Source organism: Mycobacterium liflandii, assembly GCF_022354805.1.
In the GTDB taxonomy this organism is placed as follows: domain Bacteria; phylum Actinomycetota; class Actinomycetes; order Mycobacteriales; family Mycobacteriaceae; genus Mycobacterium; species Mycobacterium marinum.
In genome coordinates, this window is sequence record NZ_CP023138.1 from 4583223 (window position 1) to 4603401 (window position 20179).

Annotated in this window: 13 protein-coding genes and 6 pseudogenes; 8 read left to right on the forward strand and 11 right to left on the reverse strand. The window is 64.4% G+C overall.

Features of this window, described 5'->3' with window-relative positions; genetic code table 11:
- The first annotated feature begins 11 nt into the window (after positions 1–11).
- Positions 12–359 (forward strand): hypothetical protein, encoded by a 348-nt coding sequence (locus tag CKW46_RS20425; protein WP_252872730.1) that lies wholly within the window; start codon positions 12–14, stop codon positions 357–359.
- Here the strand turns inward: CKW46_RS20425 and CKW46_RS20430 are convergent.
- Positions 325–1527, reverse strand: a pseudogene (locus CKW46_RS20430) (ISAs1-like element IS2404/ISMul1 family transposase). The gene CKW46_RS20425 and the pseudogene CKW46_RS20430 sit on opposite strands and share 35 nt — an antisense overlap.
- A 203-nt stretch (positions 1528–1730) precedes the next feature.
- On the opposite strand from CKW46_RS20430, the gene CKW46_RS20435 reads away from it, so the two are divergent.
- From CKW46_RS20435 to CKW46_RS20445, 3 genes and pseudogenes are all read left to right on the forward strand, one after another.
- Positions 1731–1859, forward strand: a complete 129-nt coding sequence (locus CKW46_RS20435) for a hypothetical protein (protein ID WP_020725846.1) — start codon at positions 1731–1733, stop codon at positions 1857–1859.
- A 406-nt stretch (positions 1860–2265) separates the two neighbouring features.
- A pseudogene (locus tag CKW46_RS20440) lies at positions 2266–2996 on the forward strand (TetR/AcrR family transcriptional regulator).
- 398 nt (positions 2997–3394) lie between these two features.
- Positions 3395–5572: a glutamine synthetase III family protein gene (locus CKW46_RS20445; protein ID WP_015356389.1), complete on the forward strand. Its 2178-nt coding sequence runs from the start codon at positions 3395–3397 to the stop codon at positions 5570–5572.
- Positions 5573–5840: 268 nt separating this feature from the next.
- On the opposite strand, the gene CKW46_RS20450 is transcribed toward CKW46_RS20445, so the two are convergent.
- A complete protein-coding gene (locus CKW46_RS20450) occupies positions 5841–6254 on the reverse strand; it encodes a hypothetical protein (RefSeq protein WP_240274693.1) in 414 nt (137 codons plus the stop codon).
- Positions 6255–6440: 186 nt separating this feature from the next.
- Entirely contained in the window at positions 6441–7121 is a 681-nt protein-coding gene (locus tag CKW46_RS20455) for a PE family protein (protein WP_499018164.1), read from the reverse strand.
- Between the two features lie 465 nt (positions 7122–7586).
- Here CKW46_RS20455 and CKW46_RS20460 point away from each other — a divergent pair, with 465 nt between their 5' ends.
- Positions 7587–8159, forward strand: a complete 573-nt coding sequence (locus CKW46_RS20460) for a hypothetical protein (protein ID WP_482052326.1) — start codon at positions 7587–7589, stop codon at positions 8157–8159.
- A 132-nt stretch (positions 8160–8291) separates the two neighbouring features.
- On the opposite strand, the pseudogene CKW46_RS20465 reads toward CKW46_RS20460, so the two are convergent.
- A pseudogene (locus CKW46_RS20465) lies at positions 8292–9098 on the reverse strand (L,D-transpeptidase); the annotation flags it as partial.
- A gap of 347 nt (positions 9099–9445) precedes the next feature.
- Between CKW46_RS20465 and CKW46_RS20470 the strand changes: the two are divergent.
- Positions 9446–10204 carry a dienelactone hydrolase family protein gene (locus CKW46_RS20470; RefSeq protein ID WP_482052327.1) on the forward strand — a complete coding sequence of 253 codons (759 nt, stop codon included), beginning with the start codon at positions 9446–9448 and terminating at the stop codon, positions 10202–10204.
- Between the two features lie 16 nt (positions 10205–10220).
- Here CKW46_RS20470 and CKW46_RS20475 read toward each other — a convergent pair.
- The 5 genes and pseudogenes from CKW46_RS20475 to CKW46_RS20495 form a co-directional block, all read right to left on the reverse strand.
- Positions 10221–11228: pseudogene (locus CKW46_RS20475) on the reverse strand (APC family permease); the annotation flags it as partial.
- A gap of 20 nt (positions 11229–11248) precedes the next feature.
- Positions 11249–12451, reverse strand: a pseudogene (locus CKW46_RS20480) (ISAs1-like element IS2404/ISMul1 family transposase).
- Between the two features lie 144 nt (positions 12452–12595).
- Positions 12596–13315: pseudogene (locus tag CKW46_RS20485) on the reverse strand (amino acid permease); the annotation flags it as partial.
- 140 nt (positions 13316–13455) lie between these two features.
- The gene (locus CKW46_RS20490; RefSeq protein ID WP_036450180.1) at positions 13456–14673 is read right to left on the reverse strand and encodes a saccharopine dehydrogenase family protein; all 1218 of its coding nucleotides are present in this window, start codon (positions 14671–14673) and stop codon (positions 13456–13458) included.
- A gap of 288 nt (positions 14674–14961) precedes the next feature.
- Positions 14962–16452, reverse strand: a complete 1491-nt coding sequence (locus tag CKW46_RS20495; RefSeq protein ID WP_482052328.1) for a gamma-aminobutyraldehyde dehydrogenase — start codon at positions 16450–16452, stop codon at positions 14962–14964.
- 121 nt (positions 16453–16573) lie between these two features.
- On the opposite strand from CKW46_RS20495, the gene CKW46_RS20500 reads away from it, so the two are divergent.
- Together CKW46_RS20500 and CKW46_RS20505 are read left to right on the forward strand one after the other, a co-directional pair.
- Entirely contained in the window at positions 16574–17089 is a 516-nt protein-coding gene (locus CKW46_RS20500) for an Lrp/AsnC family transcriptional regulator (protein WP_117436361.1), read from the forward strand.
- Entirely contained in the window at positions 17086–18441 is a 1356-nt protein-coding gene (locus tag CKW46_RS20505; protein ID WP_012395186.1) for an aspartate aminotransferase family protein, read from the forward strand. Before CKW46_RS20500 ends, CKW46_RS20505 begins: the two co-directional genes overlap by 4 nt.
- A 123-nt stretch (positions 18442–18564) precedes the next feature.
- On the opposite strand, the gene CKW46_RS20510 is transcribed toward CKW46_RS20505, so the two are convergent.
- A complete protein-coding gene (locus tag CKW46_RS20510; RefSeq protein ID WP_240275207.1) occupies positions 18565–19395 on the reverse strand; it encodes an LLM class F420-dependent oxidoreductase in 831 nt (276 codons plus the stop codon).
- Between the two features lie 104 nt (positions 19396–19499).
- Entirely contained in the window at positions 19500–20066 is a 567-nt protein-coding gene (locus CKW46_RS20515) for a TetR/AcrR family transcriptional regulator (RefSeq protein ID WP_012395188.1), read from the reverse strand.
- Positions 20067–20179: the final 113 nt, after the last annotated feature.

A 20179-nucleotide genomic window follows, 5' to 3' on the forward strand; every position in this document is an offset into this window, starting at 1 on the left:
CCGCAACGGCGATGAGCGTGATGCGCCGAGCATCGTCGATCATCGAGATAGCCCAGCACGGCTGTGCCCAGCCGCATCTATCTGTCGAAGTGCAGGGGGCCGATCCCAACCAGGTTGTCGCCGTTGAGGAAAGCCCCAAGGTTGTGGTTACCAGTGTTGAAGAAACCCTGGTTGAAGGTCCCGTGGTTAGCCAGACCCAACAACCCCAATCCCGGCAACGGCAGACCAGAGTTGTTGCTACCCACATTGAAAGCACCAACATTGTTGAGGCCGTCGTTGCCGATACCCAACCCACCGAACTGAGCAGGGCTCCGGCGTTGTTGATTAGCAGGCTTGTGAGCTGGGGAATTGTGGATTGAGGAGGTCTAGGCGGCGGTTGGCGGTCAAAGCGGTGATCCGGCAGGCTTCGGTGATGTTGTCGGCGCCGTTGAGGCGGTGCAGATTGATCGCGGTGTTGCGTAGCGTTGCTAGGACCTGTGCGCCGTTTCCGGTATGTGCCCTTTGACGGTCTTCGTCGAAGGTGACGTCGCGTATCCAGTGCAGGCTGTTCTCGATTCCCCAGTGTTGACGCATCCAGGTCATGATCGCGGTAGGGCGGGCGTGCTCGAACGGCAGGCTGCAGATGGCATAGACCACCTCCACGCTGCGCTGGTCGGTGGCGGTGATCAAGCGTTCACGAGTGATCCGGATGATTTGTTTTGCGTAGGGGAAGCCGATTCCTCGTGCAGCGGTGATGATTTGCAGGGTGCGGGTCTCGACACGGCCGTGGCCGCGGGAGTCGTCGGTAGCGGCTGTGGGCACCTCGGCCCAGGGCAGCGCGGTGATACGCGCAAGTATTTTGGCTTGGTTGGACTTGACGATCATCAGGTAGTGCGACTTCAAGGTGGCGCAGATCAACTTCGCGGTGACGACCTGGGTATGCATCGCATCCACGGTGACCAGCCACCGCAAGCTGCCCGGCAGCAGCGTGAGCAGGGCACGTACGCAGGGAATTTCATTGCTTTTCTCGGCGACAGCGAGTTGACCGAGCACCAATCGGGCACGGTGGGCGAACACCGACACGAGATGCGTGGCTGTCGCTTTGGCGCGTAAAGCACCACGCAGCATCTTGCCGTCCAACGCGATCGGCACCAATCCACTGGGGTCGCTGCTGGCCACGTGTGCAGTGAAGTAACTGCCCATCCTGGCGTTGAGGTCGGCGGGGTCTAGCCGAGACAAAACAGCGCGGAAGGTCTTCTCACTGGGCCGCCGGAACCGGACCCCTAATTAGGCCAACACATCATCGGGAGCGGTGGCCGCCCATGTGGCAAAACCAGCATAGCCGCGCATCCCCGCGGCAGTGGCCAGAACCGCGATCGCCAACAAAGCCATCAGCGAATACCTCCGACCGCGTGGGTCCCTCGGGTCTGGCACCGAGGCCAACACATCGAGAAACTCCGATCCGATGAGCTCGCTGCGCTCACCAGGACTCCAGCGGTCGAACACCTCTGGAACCGACGACACAGGCAATACTGAAACGGTAGGCACGGGCAACTCCAGACCAACGACGAACAGTAACCAACTCGATCGTTCTCCAGATAGCCCGTGCCTACACTCCGGCCCCAATAGCGCGGCACCAAAGATCATCAACCCAGCTCACAAGCCTGCTAATCAACAACGCCGGAGCCCTGCTCACCCGGATAAGCGGCGCGCCGTAACCCCAGCGGCCCTTTGCGCCCTGCGGTTCAACAGTGACGCCCAAGATCACCGGCGGCTGGTTGGAAATCCCACAACCTGGGGAAATGCCCGACTATTCAAACACCGCACGCGAGAAATTGCACCGCTTAACGCGGGTTGCCCCGGTGATCATCGGCGATTGACGCCGACCGACCGGGCGACGGTAAGGATTTGTAAAGGTCGGAACCCGATAGTGCTGACATGCGAACCCAACACGGTTCCAGGCAGCCGGATCCACAGGTGCCAGGTCGGCGACGTCAACCTGCCCCGCTACGGCTCGCTCCCATCCGCGTCGCGGCAACTCGAGTTTCATTCATTCACGCCAGCCGCCGGACAGCGGAAACACGTCAGCGCAATGACGCATGCCGACGTGCACACCACAACACAACCGCTACTACCGCCGCGGCAAATCTGCGCGCAACAAACGATGGCGTTTGCCCGTGCAAGTGACGCGGTCAAGAAGCGCTTCCCAGAAAGGAAGAAGCCGTGATAGACAAAGCCCCGTTCCGAGGCGCACGTACCGTTCTTCACAGCACCACGACGGCGAGCATGCAGCCGACAACCACGCACCCGGCCCAAGCCAGAAGGCTTCGTAGTTCTGGGGAACTGCTTGGCGCGCGAGATGTATCGGCCCACAACAAGCCACGCAACGTCGACAACACCAGGGGTGGTAACGCGCCCGCCAACGAGCGGCGCCGCCGGCCCGGTCGCCCCGTGGCAACAGCTCCGACACTCGGCAGCGCATTCTCGCCAGTGCTCGCGAACTGTTTGCGAGCAACGGTATCGACCGAACATCGATACGGGCGGTGGCCGCGGCGGCAGATGTCGATGCGGCGCTCGTGCATCACTACTTCGGCACCAAGCAGCAGCTGTTCGCCGCCGCGATCCACCTTCCCATCGACCCAAAGCTCGTGCTGAAACGCATGCAGAACACCCCAACCGCTGAACTCGGATTCGCGCTGCCGTCCATGCTGCTGCCGATGTGGGATTCCGAACTCGGCACGGGGTTGATCGCCTCGCTGCGCTCCCTGTTCGGCGGCGGCGATGTGGACTTGGCACGCTCATTCCTGCAAGAAGTCGTCACCGCCGAGATGGCGTCGCTGGTCGACAATCCAGCGGGAACGGGCATGATCCGTGCCCAGCTAGTCGCGTCGCAATTGCTGGGCGTCGTCATGGCTCGCTACATCTTGCAGATCGAGCCGTTCGCCTCGATGCCGGCAGAGGACATCGCGCGAGCCATCGCGCCGAACCTGCAGCGTTACCTCACTGGGGAAATCTAGGTCCCGCGCCCATCGTTGATCGGGCGTGCTCGCCGTCGTCATCGGCAGCGCGGGCCTGGTCGACAAGTGGCGCCGGGAGACAGTCTTGGTGCGGTGGGCCGGTCGAGGCGGCGGAATCGTCGAGTAGATTCCCGTGTTCGGTGCCGGCCCGCCGCAATCGGCGCTACCGGCTTCGCTGTTTATCCGGTTTACCCGCGCCATGCGATCCGGCACCCGTGCCGGCCCGGGGTTCTTGGGTTCCGGGCCAGCACGCCCCGGTCGGTGTCTCACGTTCGCAACCGTTGCGGACACATCGTTGACACCGGCGTAACAAGTTTGGCATCGATGCTTCCTATGGTGAGGCGGTCCGCCTTCCGCGGTGCAGGACGTCGCGGACCCCCTTACTGGTAGGAGCTCAGTTGAGCGGAAACGCAGTTCGCCTGCAGGCGATCAACAACGTCGAGGCATATGTCCCCCCAGCCGTCAGTTTCGTCGCGGGCGAGGCCCCGGGCGAGATCTTCGGCTCCAACGTCTTCACCAAAGCGGAGATGCAGGCACGGCTGCCAAAAGCGGTGTTCAAGTCGGTCCTCGCCACCATCGACAAAGGCGCCAGGCTCGACCCTGCGGTCGCCGACGCGGTCGCGGTGGCGATGAAGGACTGGGCGCTGGAGAAGGGCGCCACCCACTACGCTCACGTCTTCTACCCGATGACGGGGTTGACCGCCGAAAAGCACGACAGCTTCTTGGAACCCACCGCCGACGGACAGACGATGGCCGAGTTCGCGGGCAAGACGCTGATCCAGGGTGAGCCCGACGCGTCGAGTTTCCCGTCCGGCGGGTTGCGCAGCACGTTCGAGGCGCGCGGCTACACCGGCTGGGACGTCACCAGCCCGGCCTATGTTCTGGAAAACCCGAACGGCAACACCCTGTGCATTCCCACGATTTTCGTCTCGATGACCGGGGATGCCCTCGACTACAAGACGCCGCTGCTGCGCAGCCAGCAGGCCATGGGCATCCATGCCGAGCGCATTCTGAAACTGTTCGGCCACAAGGAACTCAACAAGGTCGTCTCGTTCTGCGGTCCAGAACAGGAGTACTTCCTGGTCGACAGGCACTTCTTCGTGGCGCGGCCCGACCTGGTCAACGCCGGTCGCACCGTCTTCGGCGCCAAGCCACCCAAGGGCCAGGAGTTCGACGACCACTACTTCGGCGCAGTCCCCGAGCGGGTACTGGGCTTCATGATGGACACCGAGCGGGAGCTGTTCAAACTGGGCATTCCCGCCAAGACCCGCCACAACGAGGTCGCCCCGGGCCAGTTCGAGGTGGCGCCGATGTTCGAACGGGCCAACATCGCTTCTGACCACCAGCAGCTGCTGATGACGGTCTTCAAGACGCTGGCCAAAAAGCACGGCATGGAATGCCTGTTCCACGAGAAGCCATTCGCGGGGGTCAACGGTTCGGGTAAGCACGTCAACTTCTCGGTCGGCAATGCCGAGCTCGGCTCACTGCTGGTTCCCGGCGATACGCCACACGAAAATGCGCAGTTCCTGGTGTTCTGCGCCGCGGTGATCCGTGCCGTGCACAAATATGCTGGGCTGCTTCGGGTCTCAGTTGCATCGGCCACCAACGACCACCGGTTGGGGGCCAACGAGGCGCCACCGGCGATCATCTCGATCTTCCTTGGTGAGCAGCTTGCCGATGTGTTCGAGCAGATCGCCAAAGGTGCGGCCACTTCGTCAAAGGGCAAGGGCACCATGATTATTGGGGTCGACACCCTGCCGCCGCTACCCACCGATCCCGGCGACCGCAACCGCACCAGCCCATTTGCGTTCACCGGCAACCGGTTCGAATTCCGCGCACCCGGCTCGGGCCAGACGGTTGCGGTACCGATGACCATCCTCAACACGATCATGGCCGACTCGTTCGACTACATGGCCACGGTCTTGGAGAAGGCCGTGGAGGACGGGGAGGACTTCGACGCCGCGGTGCAGAAGCTGCTCACCGAGATCATCACCGAACACGGTGCGGTGGTGTTCAACGGTGACGGCTATTCGGAGAACTGGCAGGTCGAGGCGGCCGAACGAGGCTTGCCGAACCTCAAGACCACGCTGGACGCCATTCCCGAGTTGATCAAGCCGGAGTCGATCGACCTTTTCCACAAGTACGACGTCTTCAATGAACGCGAGCTGCACAGCCGCTACGAGGTCCGTTTGGAGCAGTACGCGCTGACCATCGCGGTCGAGGCGAGGCTGACGTTGGAGATGGGGACGACGGTTATCCTGCCGGCGGCGATGCGCTACCAGACCGAACTCGCCCAGAACGTCGCCGCTCTAAAGGCCGCTGGCGTTGAACCGAGCATGGTCGCGCTGGAAGCGATTTCGGCTCCGCTGTCGGATCTGTCCGCGGCACTGGCGTCACTGAAGATGGCGTTGTCCGAGCACTCGGCGGATTCGGCGCTCAGCGAGGCCAAGCATGCCCAGGAGGCGCTGCTGCCCGCGATGGACGCGGTGCGCTGCGCCGCTGACACGTTGGAAAGCGTTGTGGCCAATGACTTGTGGCCGCTTCCCACCTACCAGGAGATGCTCTACATCCTGTGATGAGCCCGTCGGGCGTGGGGGTCGGCCGCGTCAGCGGACACTGGTGATTCAGCCCCCACGCCCGGCGCTCTGCGCTAGCACCGGGGCCGCTGCTGCGCACCCGGTTGCTCATCGAGGCCGGCCGCCATCCCCACGCGACCGGATGCCACGTCAATATTTGAGCGATTTCACCGGTCTCTTGATCCCGTGATAGGCACCAGCCCTGCCGCGCCCGACCGACGCCGGTGCACGGCAATCACCCGCGGCACTACGCAGCTAGATGCGACACCTACTGGTGTCCAGGCGGGCGTAGACCCAGAGCGCGCAACAGGTCGTCAGGCTCCCACCGCGGGCTGCTCACCGCGTCACCGGAGTCGCGCAACCGTCCGCTCTGGGCCCGAAGCCCTGAGCGCTTCTTTGAATGCCGGCGCAATCCACGAAGGCTCGTCAGCGGAAGGAACAAGGTCGGCCCGTCGCGCTCAACCCCGGTCCGCCGCGCCGGACCGCCTTGGTTCGCCGAACTGTCCGAGTGGGCCGGGTTGACCGGCTGCAGCGGGTTGGTTGCATGCACCAGTTGAGCTTTGGTCGACATCGCCAAGGAAGGTTCGGCCGTCGCGGAGGCCGCTGTCGGCAGCGCCGATGTTGCCGTCGGCGCCAACAGTTCGCCCACACCGCCGACGGCTCCAGGGGCACCGCTGCCCACGGCCCCCAACGGCCCGCCTGCCAAGGCGGCCGTGCCATATCCATCCAATGACCTGCCAAGGCCGGAGCCGAGCCCGACGCCATGACCAGGACTGTGGCCGCTGGCCGAGCTGGTCGCACCGGCACCGTGGTCACCACCGGTGCTGGCAACACCTTGGCCCGCCGAACCACCGCCGCCTGCTCCGCTCTAGCTGGCGGCCGCGTCGGTACCGCCGGCCGAGTTAGCCGCCCCGCCGGCCCTGGCCGCGCCGCCGTCGCTGACGTGCGAGCTAGCCATGCCGTCTCCGCTACCACCTCCGGCACCGCCGTGTTGTACGCCGGTGCCCACCGACGCAGCATCTCCGTTGCCGGCCGCAGGTCCGGAGTGCACCGTGGCCTGGGCGGGACTGCCTCCGGTTCCGGCCGCGGCCGTAGCGCCGGCGGGTCCGACCGGTGCGGCGTTAGCGGTGGGTTGACCGACATCGCCAAATCCGCCGGCACCGCCATGCAGACCGCCGCCGATGGCGCCGTTTCCCGTTCCGGGTCCCCCGGCCTGCCCCTCTGCCGGCGCGGTGAACACGCCGATCGCCTTCTCCAGCGGCGAGGCGTTGGTGGCCTCGGTGGAGCCGTACGCTTGCGCGCTCGTTTGCAGGATCTCGACAAACCGGTCGTGAAACTCCGCTGCTTTGGCACTGAGAACCTGGTAGTTGTAGGCGTGCGCGCCGAACAACGACGCGATTCCTGCCGAGACGATGTCGCCGCCCGCGGGCTGCACGGCCGCCGTCGGGGCCGCGGCAGCCGCACTGGCTTGGCGCATCGTCGAAGCGATCGCGGCCAAATCCCCGGCCGTGGCGGCCAGCAGGTTCGGCGAAGTGGTCACGTGCGGCATGAACGTACTCCAACTCCAACTACCAAAACCCGACAGTCATCGGATCGCGACTTCACAAAAACTATCAGCTATCAGCCGAAATGTTAGCCCGATCCGGGAAGACAGCTCAGGATTCACGCACCCTGAGGCTCCGCTCGCGAACTCGCCGGCGCCCCAGCATAGCGGCAGGCACCAACTGCGTGCCGGTGCACGGCCATCAAGAGTGCGTGCCGCTGCCGCCAAGAGGACTGTCACCGAACATGTTTGGTTCGAAATGCTCTTGTGATCGACGGCGCTCATCGATACCCAATCTCATCCGTAGCAAATCGTTTTGGAGAGGACACGGTTACGACGTCCCCGCCGCGCATCGGTTCGGCAACTAAATCGGCCGCTCGTCTAGGAAAGATCTCCGGACGGCGATACAGTTCCGCCGCACCGTTCGTTCGCGGAGATACCTTCTGAGCGCGATCATGAGAAGAGTTGTCGTTGAGAAAGTTTGATCGAATCAACATCGCTGTGGTTGCCAGTGCCGGGTTGTGCGGGGCCGCCTTTGCGTTCAGCCCCAGCGCGGCGGCGACGCCGTTACGAACGGGCGGCCCCAGTTGTGTGGAACAGATGGCGGGGGTTGGAGCACCCGCGGCGGGTGCGGCGCCAGTGATGGCGCCGATCCTGCCCGGCCCCCCGGTAGCGGGGGCGGTGCCCGTCGCGGGCGGCCCATTGCTGCCGGTGCCCGCCGCCGGCCCGGTACCGATCCCGGCACCGGTGCCCGCGGGCGCCCCGGTACCACTGCCAGCCGGCGCGCCAGTACCAGTACCAGTGCCGGTGGCGGTTGGCGCTCCGGTGCCGGTAGCGGCTCCGGGACCGGCCGCCGCGCCACTACTGCTTCAGGCCGGGGGCAAAGGCGAGCCCACCGCCATCGACCCGGCGCTGACGGCTGACCCAGTCGTCCTACCTGGTCCCCCGCCGGCACCGGCCGCTGCCCCACCGGCACCCACGGTGGTCACTGGCGCGACGTTAGCCGGGGCCACCCAACCGGTTGCGCCCTGCTGCAACCCCTGATCAGTTGCTGGGCGGTGCTGGCTCTTCGGGCTGGCCCGGCAGTCCCTCAACAGCGCGGGTGGGGATGGGATCGGCCGACTTGATGGTGCGGGCGGGGATGGGATCGGCCGACTTGACTTGCGAGGGAACCCCTTCCTTCACAATCACCGGGTCGCCGACGTTGACCGTGTTGAAGTACCACTCGGCGTCGGCGGGGCTCAGGCTGATGCAGCCATGGCTGATGTTCTCCACCCCCATTGCTTGTGTCGCCCACGGAGCGGAATGCACATACAGGCCGCGACCGGTGATGCGAACGGCGTAGTCCACCGTGAGCCGATAACCGTCAGGAGCATCCACGGGTATTCCGACGCTGCTCGAATCCATGATCACCGAACGGTCTTTCGACAAGACGGTGTAGGTGCCGACCGGCGTCGGATACTCCGATCTACCCATCGAGGCGGGAAGCACCCCATCTTCACCCCAATGGGGACGGTGGTGCGGGGCGGGTAACCGAGGCGGCGGTTCCGCGTCGACCCCATCGATAGTCACGGTGAAGGTGTGATTTGCGATGTCGGCAACACCGAGGACCTCCGGACCCGTCTTGAACTGCGAGGATACGCCGCCCACCGAGAGGGCCACGGTGCTGTGCGCCGGCCAGAATTGATCGGGAACCCACTGCACAACGTTGTTGTCGAGCCACTGGTACCTACCGGTCATCGCGGGCGCCGACTTCACCGCGATGGCGCGCTCGGCCGCATGCCGGTCGGCGACCGGCCCGCTGAACGTCACCACCACGGGGTGCGCAACACCCACCACCTCGCCCCGCGTGGGTCGAAGTGATGCAATCGATAAATAGCCCTGCGACCGGTTGATCCCCGCCAGACGTACGTCACCTGGCCCTGCGACCACTGCCGCAGCGATCCCGATCACCACTAGAACAGACCTAACAACTGCCCACATCGCGTTTATCACCCTTTGAGATGACCAAATTGTCATTGTTGTTTCGACGATGTTAGGGGCGACATGGCAGACGGTGCGTAAGTACGCGCGACCTGAATGGTCAAGGCTTCGAAAAGATTTGGTCACAGGCGGCCGATGTGACAAATGGTCTCACCGAAACTCATCACGATGAATTGAGCTGAAGCAACGCCGCACGACCGCGCAATCGCGGGCCCGGAGCCAACCAACAAATCGCCTCGCCTCGCGCCCCAGCGAGGCTTCGCCGCCGAGTTGTTCGGCGGGCCGGCGGCTCGGCAAATTGACGTTCCCGACGCCCGCCGGGTGGCGCGAGCGTGTAGAACGTCATTGTGCGCCATGTGCAAGACACCGTGTCCACCCCCGACGACAGCTGTCCGGTGAGCCTGTTCGTACCTGATACCTGCGAACCGGTGCCGGGCGTCGTCATGTATCCCGATGTCGGCGGATTCCGGCCGACCTTTCAGGAGATGGCGGCGACCCTGTCCGGTTTCGGCTATGCGGTGTTGCTACCCGACATGTACTACCGCCATCGTGGCTACGCCCCATTCTCGTTGCCGTCGGCATTCACCGATCCAGGCGAGCAGGCACGGATGATGGCATTGGGAGACAGTTTGATCCCCGACATGATGGCCAGTGATGCCGATGCCTACTTCGACTACCTGAGTACGCGAGCAGAGGTGCGCGACAACAGGTTTGGTGTATGCGGATACTGCAGAGGCGGACGGGTCTCAATGATCGTCGCCGGACGATGTCCGGATCGTGTCGCGGCAGTCGCGTCATTCCACGGAAGTCAATTGGCTGCCGACAGTCCCAACAGTCCGCACCTGCTGGCCAGCCGGATGCGCGCGAAAGTGTATGTCGCCGCGGCAGACAACGATGAACTGTTCCCTCCGCAGCAGGCCGCAACCCTGCGCAGGGCCCTGACCGCGGCCGGAGTGGACCACACGATCGAAACCTATGCCGCCGAACACGGATTCGCCGTTGCGGACAACCCCGGCTACGACGCCGATGCGGCCCGCCGCCACTGGGATGCGTTGCGCGACTTCTTCGGTTCGACGCTAGGTTCCCAACCGGGCAACACCGGTTGAATTAGACCTAAGACGCCTAAGACGCCCCGCTGGTGTCCTTGGTCAAGTGCTGGCCGGTCTGCGGATTGACCGCGGTTTCGCCCGCCGGCAAGTTCGACAGGTCTGCCGCAATCACCGTCTGCATGTCTCCCGAGTCGGGCAGGGCCAGATGCGCGGGCGGGGACACGGCCGGCTCGAGGAGCAGATCGGCACTGTGGCGCCGCAGCGTACGGCCGCGGAAGAAGCCGGGCGAGATCGCCCACCAGATCAACATCACCACCACGCCGAGCAGCATGGACCCCACCCCGACCACCGCCACCGCGCCGAACCCGAAGATCGTGACATTGTGGCCGTTCTCGACGAGCCAGTCCCGCTTCGCGTACTCGATCAGGCCGAAGATGAAGACCACCGTCAACACCACCCCGCCGGTCAGCAGCACGACGCCGCGCTTGACGAAGTTGCGCAGCGACTTGGTCAGCGTCGCACGGTAATAGTGCGCGCAGGCATATCCGGTGAGCCCGTAGTAGAACGCGATCACCAACCCAACCGAACCGATCAGTGCGCTCAGCAGGTTGCGGCTGACCAGCGTGAACAGCACATAGAACAAGATCGACACCGCTCCCATCGCGATCGTCGACACGGTGGGCGTGAGGTAGCGAGGGTGGATTTTGGCGAACGACGCGGGCAGTGCCTTGTACACCGCCATCGACAGCGTGGTGCGCGCCGTGGGCAGGACTGTGGTCTGCGTCGAGGCCGACGCGGAGGTCAGGATCGACGCCGAGAGCAACAGCAGCCCGATCTTGCCGAGGACGCCGTCGCCGAACAAGGCCGGCCCGACCGCGGCGAAGACATCGTTGGAATTGTCCGGATTTCCCAGTCCGATGCCGTCGACGCCGACACCGGCGGAGGCGATACTCGCCACCGTGACCACCGCATAGGTGGCCAGCAGCAGAAAGGTTGAGATCACCGCCGCACGCCCGGGGGTGCGGCCGGGGTCATCGGTCTCCTCGTTACATGCCACCGCGGTGTCAAAGCCCCAGTAGATCAGGGCTCCGGCGTTGTTGATTAGCAGGCTTGTGAGCTGGGGAATTGTGGATTGAGGAGGTCTAGGCGGCGGTTGGCGGTCAAAGCGGTGATCCGGCAGGCTTCGGCGATGTTGTCGGCGCCGTTGAGGCGGTGCAGATTGATCGCGGTGTTGCGTAGCGTTGCTAGGACCTGTGCGCCGTTTCCGGTATGTGCCCTTTGACGGTCTTCGTCGAAGGTGACGTCGCGTATCCAGTGCAGGCTGTTCTCGATTCCCCAGTGTTGACGCATCCAGGTCATGATCGCGGTAGGGCGGGCGTGCTCGAACGGCAGGCTGCAGATGGCATAGACCACCTCCACGCTGCGCTGGTCGGTGGCGGTGATCAAGCGTTCACGAGTGATCCGGATGATTTGTTTTGCGTAGGAGAAGCCGATTCCTCGTGCAGCGGTGATGATTTGCAGGGTGCGGGTCTCGACACGGCCGTGGCCGCGGGAGTCGTCGGTAGCGGCTGCGGGCACCTCGGCCCAGGGCAGCGCGGTGATACGCGCAAGTATTTTGGCTTGGTTGGACTTGACGATCATCAGGTAGTGCGACTTCAAGGTGGCGCAGATCAACTTCGCGGTGACGACCTGGGTATGCATCGCATCCACGGTGACCAGCCACCGCAAGCTACCCGGCAGCAGCGTGAGCAGGGCACGTACGCAGGGAATTTCATTGCTTTTCTCGGCGACAGCGAGTTGACCGAGCACCAATCGGGCACGGTGGGCGAACACCGACACGAGATGCGTGGCTGTCGCTTTGGCGCGTAAAGCACCACGCAGCATCTTGCCGTCCAACGCGATCGGCACCAATCCACTGGGGTCGCTGCTGGCCACGTGTGCAGTGAAGTAACTGCCCATCCTGGCGTTGAGGTCGGCGGGGTCTAGCCGAGACAAAACAGCGCGGAAGGTCTTCTCACTGGGCCGCCGGAACCGGACCCCTAATTAGGCCAACACATCATCGGGAGCGGTGGCCGCCCATGTGGCAAAACCAGCATAGCCGCGCATCCCCGCGGCAGTGGCCAGAACCGCGATCGCCAACAAAGCCATCAGCGAATACCTCCGACCGCGTGGGTCCCTCGGGTCTAGCACCGAGGCCAACACACCGAGAAACTCCGATCCGATGAGCTCGCTACGCTCACCAGGACTCCAGCGGTCGAACACCTCTGGAACCGACGACACAGGCAATACTGAAACGGTAGGCACGGGCAACTCCAGACCAACGACGAACAGTAACCAACTCGATCGTTCTCCAGATAGCCCGTGCCTACACTCCGGCCCCAATAGCGCGGCACCAAAGATCATCAACCCAGCTCACAAGCCTGCTAATCAACAACGCCGGAGCCCTGCCCAGTAGATGAAGATGGTGATGAGCAACGCCGGCGCCATTTGGGTGCCAAAGTCCAAACCGCTGGGCCACAACCAGGACAACGAGGGCCGCAACGAGCCCACATCGCCATGATTGGTGTAGACCCTGGCCAGCGCGACGGCCGCCAGAGCGACCAGCACAACGAGTTCCACCGATAGCAACACGTACTGCATCCGCGCAGAGACGTCGGTGCCTCGATAGCAGATGTAGGTCATCACCACGATCCAGGCGACGCCCGCGACCGTGGACCACAACGTGCTGTGCGCCAGGTTGCTCGCCGACTGCCAGCCAAGCTCGCCGACGAACGTAAAGGAATACGCACCGGCGATTTGCGCCAAGTTGGCCATCACGATCACGTCGGCGGCGATGATGCCCCAGCCCCCGAGCCACCCGGTAACCGGCCCGAAGGCCCGCGATGCCCAGGTGAAGGTCGTCCCGCAATCGGGTTCGGCCTTGTTGAGCTCCTGGTAGGCGACGGCGATCATGTACATCGGGATGAACGAGAGCAGCACGATCGCCGGCGCCTTGACGCCGCAAAGCAACTCGCCGCGGCTTGCCACGATGAGTCCCAACGTCGCCGCCAGACTGTAGGCGGGTGCCGTGGAGGCCGTACCGATAACAACACTGGATAGCAGCCCCACGGCGCCACCTTTGAGACCCTTGCCTTCCACCGCGACGCTCGTGGCCTCACCCTGGCTCACACAATCTCCTTCGATCGGTTGATGACTGGTCTTCTTGTCAGCGTCAAGGTGCCCCACTATCGAGGATGTGGCAACTCGAAACCGGATCTGGGCGCGTCACCATGCCGACCGGCGAGTCGCCGGCGGTCGCGGCTTGGCGATCAACTCCTGGCAGGTACCTCCTGAAGGCCCCACGGCGCCCCGTAGGCACTCAGCAGCTCGAGGAAGGGCACCGCGTCGAACGCTTCCGGACCCAGCACTCCCCTGCCGCTCCAGGTGCCACTGGCCAACAGTTCCAGCGCCACAACGGGGTTGATCGCGGTTTGCCAGACCACACACTGGTGTCCGTACTCGTTCATCGACCATTGGTTGTCGACGACGTGATACAGATAGGTCGAGCGCGGGTTGCCGTCCTTGCCGGTTCCGGTCACCCACAACCCCGCGCATGTCTTGCCGTGCATCTTCGGCCCCAGCGTGGCGGGATCGGGCAGGCAGGCGGCGACCACATCGCGCGGGCTGACTTGCACGCCGCCGACGGTGATCTTCTCGGTGCGATCCAGCCCCAGCTTGCGCAGCGTCTTGAGCACTTCGATGAACTCGGTACCCAGACCGTATTTGAAGGTGGCGCGCTTGGCTTTGACCCAGCGGGGCATCAGCAGCACTTCCTCGTGCTCCACGTTGACGCATTCCACCGGTCCGATCCCGTCTGGGAAGTCGAAAACCTCTGGTTCGCTGAAGGGTTCGGTAACAAACCAGCCACGATCGTGCTCCCAGATCACCGGCGGGTTCAGGCATTCTTCGATGGTGGTCCAGATCGAGAACGACGGCGCAAAGTCATACCCGTCCACGGTCAGGTTCGCGCCGTCGCGGGTCCCCAGTTCGTCGATGTCGGTGAATAGGTGATCGGCGGCGTAGCGGGCAAACACATCGGAAAGCCCCGGCTCGACTCCCATTCCCACCAGCGCGAGCCGATCCGCGGCCCGCCATTGGTCGTCGGCGGCGAACTGCTCGTCACCGAGCTTGACCCCGGTCAGCTGGTAGGGCTGTTCGGGATGGCGCTCAGACAGGCTCATCGCCATGTCCAGGTAGTCGGCCCCGGCGGCCAGCGCCCCTTCGAAGATCGGCATCACGAATCGCGGGTCGACCGCATTGACTACGTGGGTGATCTGATGACGGCGCACCGCGGCGGCTACCGCGTCCGCAGATCCGGCATCAAGAGCGGCTGAGCAGAACCGCGCATCGGCCACCGCCTGCGCGGCACGGCTGGCCCGCGCCTCGTCGTAGTCACAGACCACCACATGTTCGAAGAAGCTGCGGCGCGCGGCAATCGCGCAGAATGCCGAGCCCACGCCGCCAGCGCCGACCAACAAGATGCGCATCGGTGTCGTCGTCACTGTGAAACCACCGCCACTGAGTATGTAACTGGCGCTTCGACATTAGCCACGCTGTATCCAGACCTTTCTGACCAGCCCGCGGTATCGGGCAGATTCGGCATGCTCGGCGTTCACCGGGCACGTGGGATGCATTGCTTAGATCGGTTCTGCGGCATCACATCCGCGCTTGCCACCCGCGGCGGGCACGATTCATCAATCCCCACTCTCCGTGTCGAGCTGAATCGGGCTGGTCGGATCGCCCCGGTCCGGTAAACCGTCGGGCGATCGCAAGAACTAGATTCGCGTGGAAAAGATTGTTCGATGCCAAGGCTTTTCGGCGACACCAGTGATGTCGCTCATGACATGTTTGATGGTGAGGTACTCCTCGAACGAGTACTCGGACATGTCTTTTCCGAACCCGGACGCTGCCACGCCGCCGTGCGGCATCTCGCTGACGATCGGAATGTGGTCATTGATCCATACGCAGCCCGCCGAGATCTCTCGCGAGGCCCGTTGCGCCCGGTAGACATCGCGGGTCCATGCCGATGCGGCCAACCCGTAGTCGGTGTCGTTTGCCTGTCGCAGCGCGTCGTCGTCGCCGTCGTGCGCACGCACCGTGAGTACCGGGCCGAAGATCTCTTCGCGGTAGGCCTGTGACTGTTCGCCGACGTCGGCCAGCAGCGTCGGCAGATAAAAGGCACCGGCCAAATCCGGAATCCGGCCACCCACCACGATGCGGGCTCCCTGCGCCGGAGCTTTGGCCAAGATGTCGGCCACCCGGTCACGATGGGCGAGCGAGATGAGCGGCCCGATGTCGGTGTCGGGGTCCATGGGGTCGCCGATCACGACCGTCGACATCACGTCGGCCACCCCGGCCACGAAGTCGTGGTACAGCTCGCGCGCGACAATGGCACGGGTCGCCGCTGTGCAGTCCTGCCCCGAGTTGATCAGCGCGCCGGCCACCGCTCCTTGTATCGCGGCATCCAGGTCAGCGTCGTCGAACACGACAAACGGGGCCTTGCCTCCGAGCTCGAGCTGGGTGCGGCGGCCGTGCATGGCAGCGGCGGCCATCACCTTGCGCCCCACCGCGGTGGACCCGGTGAAGGTGACCAGGTCGACGCCGGGGTGAGCGGCCAGTGCCGCCCCCACGTCGGCGCCCAGTCCCGTCACGACGTTCAGCACGCCATCGGGCAGACCGGCCTCGGCGGCCAGCCGCGCCAGGGTCAGCGTGGTGAGCGGGGTGAGTTCGCTCGGCTTGATGACGACGGTGCACCCGGCCGCCAACGCCGGCATCACCTTCCACACCGCCATCTGCAGCGGGTAATTCCACGGCGTGATGGTGGCCACCACGCCGATCGCCTCACGGCGGATGCTCGAGGTGTGATCGGCGGAGTATTCGGCGGTGGCCTGACCCGGCAAACGCCGCGCGGCGCCGGCGAAGAACCGGATGTTGTCGACGCTGCCGGGCACGTCAAATTCCTCGGCCAGCCGTAGTGGCTTGCCGGTCTGGCACACCTCTTCGGCGATCAGTTCGGGTGCGCGCTGCTCGAGTAAGTCCGCAAGCTTGGCCAGCACGGCGGAGCGTTCGGCCGGCGTCACGCCGGCCCATTGGGGCAGGGCACGTCGCGCCGCTACGACAGCGCGGTCGACGTCGGCCGGTGTGGCCAGGGCCAGCTCGGCGATGGTTTCCTGAGTCGCGGGGTTGATTACCGCATGTTGGCGCCCGCCCGTGCTGTGAGCTGCACCGTTAATCCAACTTCCGGCCACCGACACAGTCGTTGTCATGGCGATAAGATATCTGACCACGTGCGGTTCCGCTACGCATTTCGCACTTTTTATCGGATTTCACATCGATTTCAGTGGTTAAGCTATACATATTCCACTGATTTCGTGCATACTGTCTGCCATGACTAGTTCTGGCGCACCGGTTGGCAATCAACCGGAACAGCTGCGCCCGACTGGCCTGGGCGCGGCCACGCAGCTCGATGACCTCTCCAAGGCGATCATCAAGGAGCTGCAGGAAGACGGTCGGCGTTCCTACTCGGCGATCGCCAAGACGGTCGGGCTCTCGGAGGCCGCGGTCCGCCAGCGCGTGCAGCGATTGATCGAGACCGAAGTAATGCAGATCGTGGCCGTCACCGACCCGATCCAACTCGGATTCGCCCGCCAGGCGCTGATCGGCATCCGCGCCACCGGCGACACCACCAAACTCGCGCAGCAATTGGCGGCTATTCCCGCGATCGACTATGTCGTACTGACCGCGGGAACATTCGATGTGATCGCCGAGCTGGTCTGCAAAGACGACGGCGATCTGCTCGATCTGCTGAATCTGGAAATCAGAGCGCTGCCCGGAGTTCTCTCGACCGAGACACTCGTTTACCTGAAACTCATTAAACAGCAATACAATTGGGGAGTCAAATGACTGAACTGTCCGCCAAGGCCAACCGCCACCTGTGGGGGCATTTCGCCCGTCACGGCGCCGGGATCACGCCGCCCATCATCACCCGCGGTGAGGGCGTCACAATCTGGGACGACCGCGGCAACAGCTACCTCGATGGACTGTCGGGGCTGTTCGTCGTGCAGGCCGGCCACGGCCGCACCGAACTCGCGGAGGCCGCCGCCAAGCAAGCCGAAACGCTGGCCTTCTTCCCGCTGTGGTCCTACGCCACCCCGACCGCGATAGAGCTCGCCGAGCGCGTCGCGCACTATGCACCCGGCGATCTCAACCGGGTGTTTTTCACCACCGGCGGCGGCGAGGCCGTCGAGTCCGCGTGGAAACTGGCCAAGCAGTACTTCAAGGAAACCGGCAAACCCGGTAAGTACAAGGCAATTTCGCGATCCACCGCGTACCACGGCACACCGCATGGCGCGCTGGCCATCACCGGGTTGCCGGCGTTCAAGGCGCCGTTCGAGCCGCTCACCCCCGGCGGCGTGCGGATTCCGAACACCAACTTCTACCGCGCCCCCGCACCGTATGCAGACGACTCGAAGGAGTTCGGCCTGTGGGCGGCCAACCGAATCGCCGAGGCGATTGAGTTCGAGGGGCCCGACACGGTCGCGGCCGTCTTCCTCGAGCCGGTGCAGAACGCGGGCGGTTGCTTCCCGCCGCCGCCCGGGTACTTCGAACGGGTCCGCGAAATCTGCGACGAGTACGACGTGCTGCTGGTCTCCGACGAGGTGATCTGCGCCTTCGGTCGCATCGGATCGATGTTCGCGTGCAACGACTTTGGCTATGTCCCCGACATCATCACCTGCGCCAAGGGCATGACCTCCGGGTACTCGCCGATCGGCGCGATGGTCGCCAGCGACCGACTGTTCGAGCCGTTCAACGACGGCAAGACGACGTTTGCGCATGGCTACACGTTCGGTGGGCACCCGGTGTCCTCCGCGGTGGCGCTGGCCAACCTGGACATCTTCGAGCGGGAAGGCCTCAACGACCACGTCAAGCAGAACGCGCCCGCGTTCCGCACCACGCTGGAGAAGCTGCTCGACCTGCCGATCGTCGGCGATGTCCGCGGCGAGGGATTCTTCTACGGCATCGAGCTGGTCAAGGACAAGGACACCAAGGCGACCTTCAGCGATGAGGAAAGTGAGCGGCTGCTGCGCGGCTTCCTGTCCTCCGCACTGCTGGAAGCCGGGCTTTACTGCCGCGCCGACGACCGTGGGGACCCAGTGGTGCAGCTGGCTCCGCCGCTGATCAGTGGCCAGCAGGAGTTCGACAAGATGGAGCAGATCCTGCGCGGGGTGCTCAGCGAGGCCTGGAGCCGACTCTAAGTCGGCCCCCGCGAGCAGACGCAAAATCGCACTGAGCCGCGAACCGCGGCGCGATTTTGCGTCTGCTCGCGCAAGAGACTCGCGCAAGAGGCTCGCGCAAGAAACTGGGCCCTCCCGGGACCTCTACTGGTGGTATTGAGCCACCAGGGCAGCGTATTCGTCGAGCAGCCGCAGGGACTCCTCCCGCGGGCAGGTGGGCAGCAGCAGCGCCAGCTGGCCAAAGCCCAGGTCTTGGGCGGCGCGCCAATAGTCGGGCTTGTTCGGTGTTCCGAACATCGCCAGCGGGACTTCGTGACCGGCGGCGCTGCGTAGTTGGTCCACCCGCTGGGTGAGCTGGTGCACCGGAAGCGGGTTGGAGATCCAGCCAGCGTCATGGCGAACGACGCGTTTCACCGTGGCATCGGAGTTACCGCCGATGTAGATGGGCGGATGAGGCTGCCGCACCGGCTTGGGCCGGCTGTAGGACGGGGGAAAGTCCACGTACTTGCCGTGATATTCGGCCGGTTCGTCGGTCCAAAGCGCCTTGATGGCCTCGATGCGTTCGTCCAGCAACGCACCGCGCGTCTTTGGGTCGGTGCCGTGGTCGCGTAGTTCTTCGATGTTCCAGCCGGCGCCCACCCCGAAGACGAATCGGCCACCCGAAATCAAATCAATGCTTGCGGCTTCCTTGGCCGTGGTGATCGGGTCACGCTGGATGAGCAACGCAATCCCGGTGAACAGTTCGATCTTGGACGTCACCGCCGCGGCGGCGGCCAGTGTGACGAACGGGTCAAGGGTGCGGTAATAAACCCCTGGCAGCTCGCCGCCGCCCGGATACGGTGTTTCGCGGCTGGCCGGGATGTGGGTGTGCTCCGCGATCACCAGCGACGAAAACCCGCGCTCTTCGATCGCACGCGCCAGTGACACCGGATCGATGCTGTCGTCGTTGACGAAGGTGGAGATCCCGAACTTCATCGCACTACCCCTATCTGTCTGCGTCGCGTCACCGATGAGACATTGCGCGCCGACCAATTATTCCGTGGGCAGCGAAACGGCTGCGACAGGGGCAGATTCACTGCCTACCCCGATGGTCGCGAGGTGTGCTGAGCGATCAGCTGTTGCAACATCGGCACGGTCCGGTCCAGTGGGTCGGTGGAGCGTGCGGCCAGGCAGAGAATCACGGCACCCTCGACCGCGGCCACGACGGTGGTGGCCAGCGATTCGGCCGTGTCGTCCCCCACGCCCTGGGCCCGGAAGCGTCCGGCAAGCACCGTCTGCCAAGCGCCGAATACCTCACCGGCTGCATCCGCGGCCGACGGCGACTCCGTGCGCCCGAGCGCGGCGGCCACGATCGGGCATCCGGCCGCGTAGTCGCTGGCGCGCAGGGTCTGCTTCCACGAGTCCGCGAACGCCACCAACGGCTGATCGCCGCCGGCGGCGATGCTGGCCAGAGTGGAATCCATGAGCCGGCCCGCCGTCCGGGTGGCCTCGGTCATCAGCTCTGACTTGCCGCCGGGAAAGTTCACGTAGACCGACCGGCGCGCGGTGCCGCTGTGTTCGAGTAGGTCGGCCAGGCCAGTCCCCGCAACCCCGTTACGGCGCAGCAGCTCGATGGCGCTTTCGATCAGACGCTCACGCGCGGTCATCGTCTCGCCCTTCCTCGGGTCCGCTGGTCGCTAACACACCCATCGGTTGCAGTATACCGATTGGTCTACTAATGTCAGGTAGACCCATCGGTATAAACCAGGGAGAGGACCCC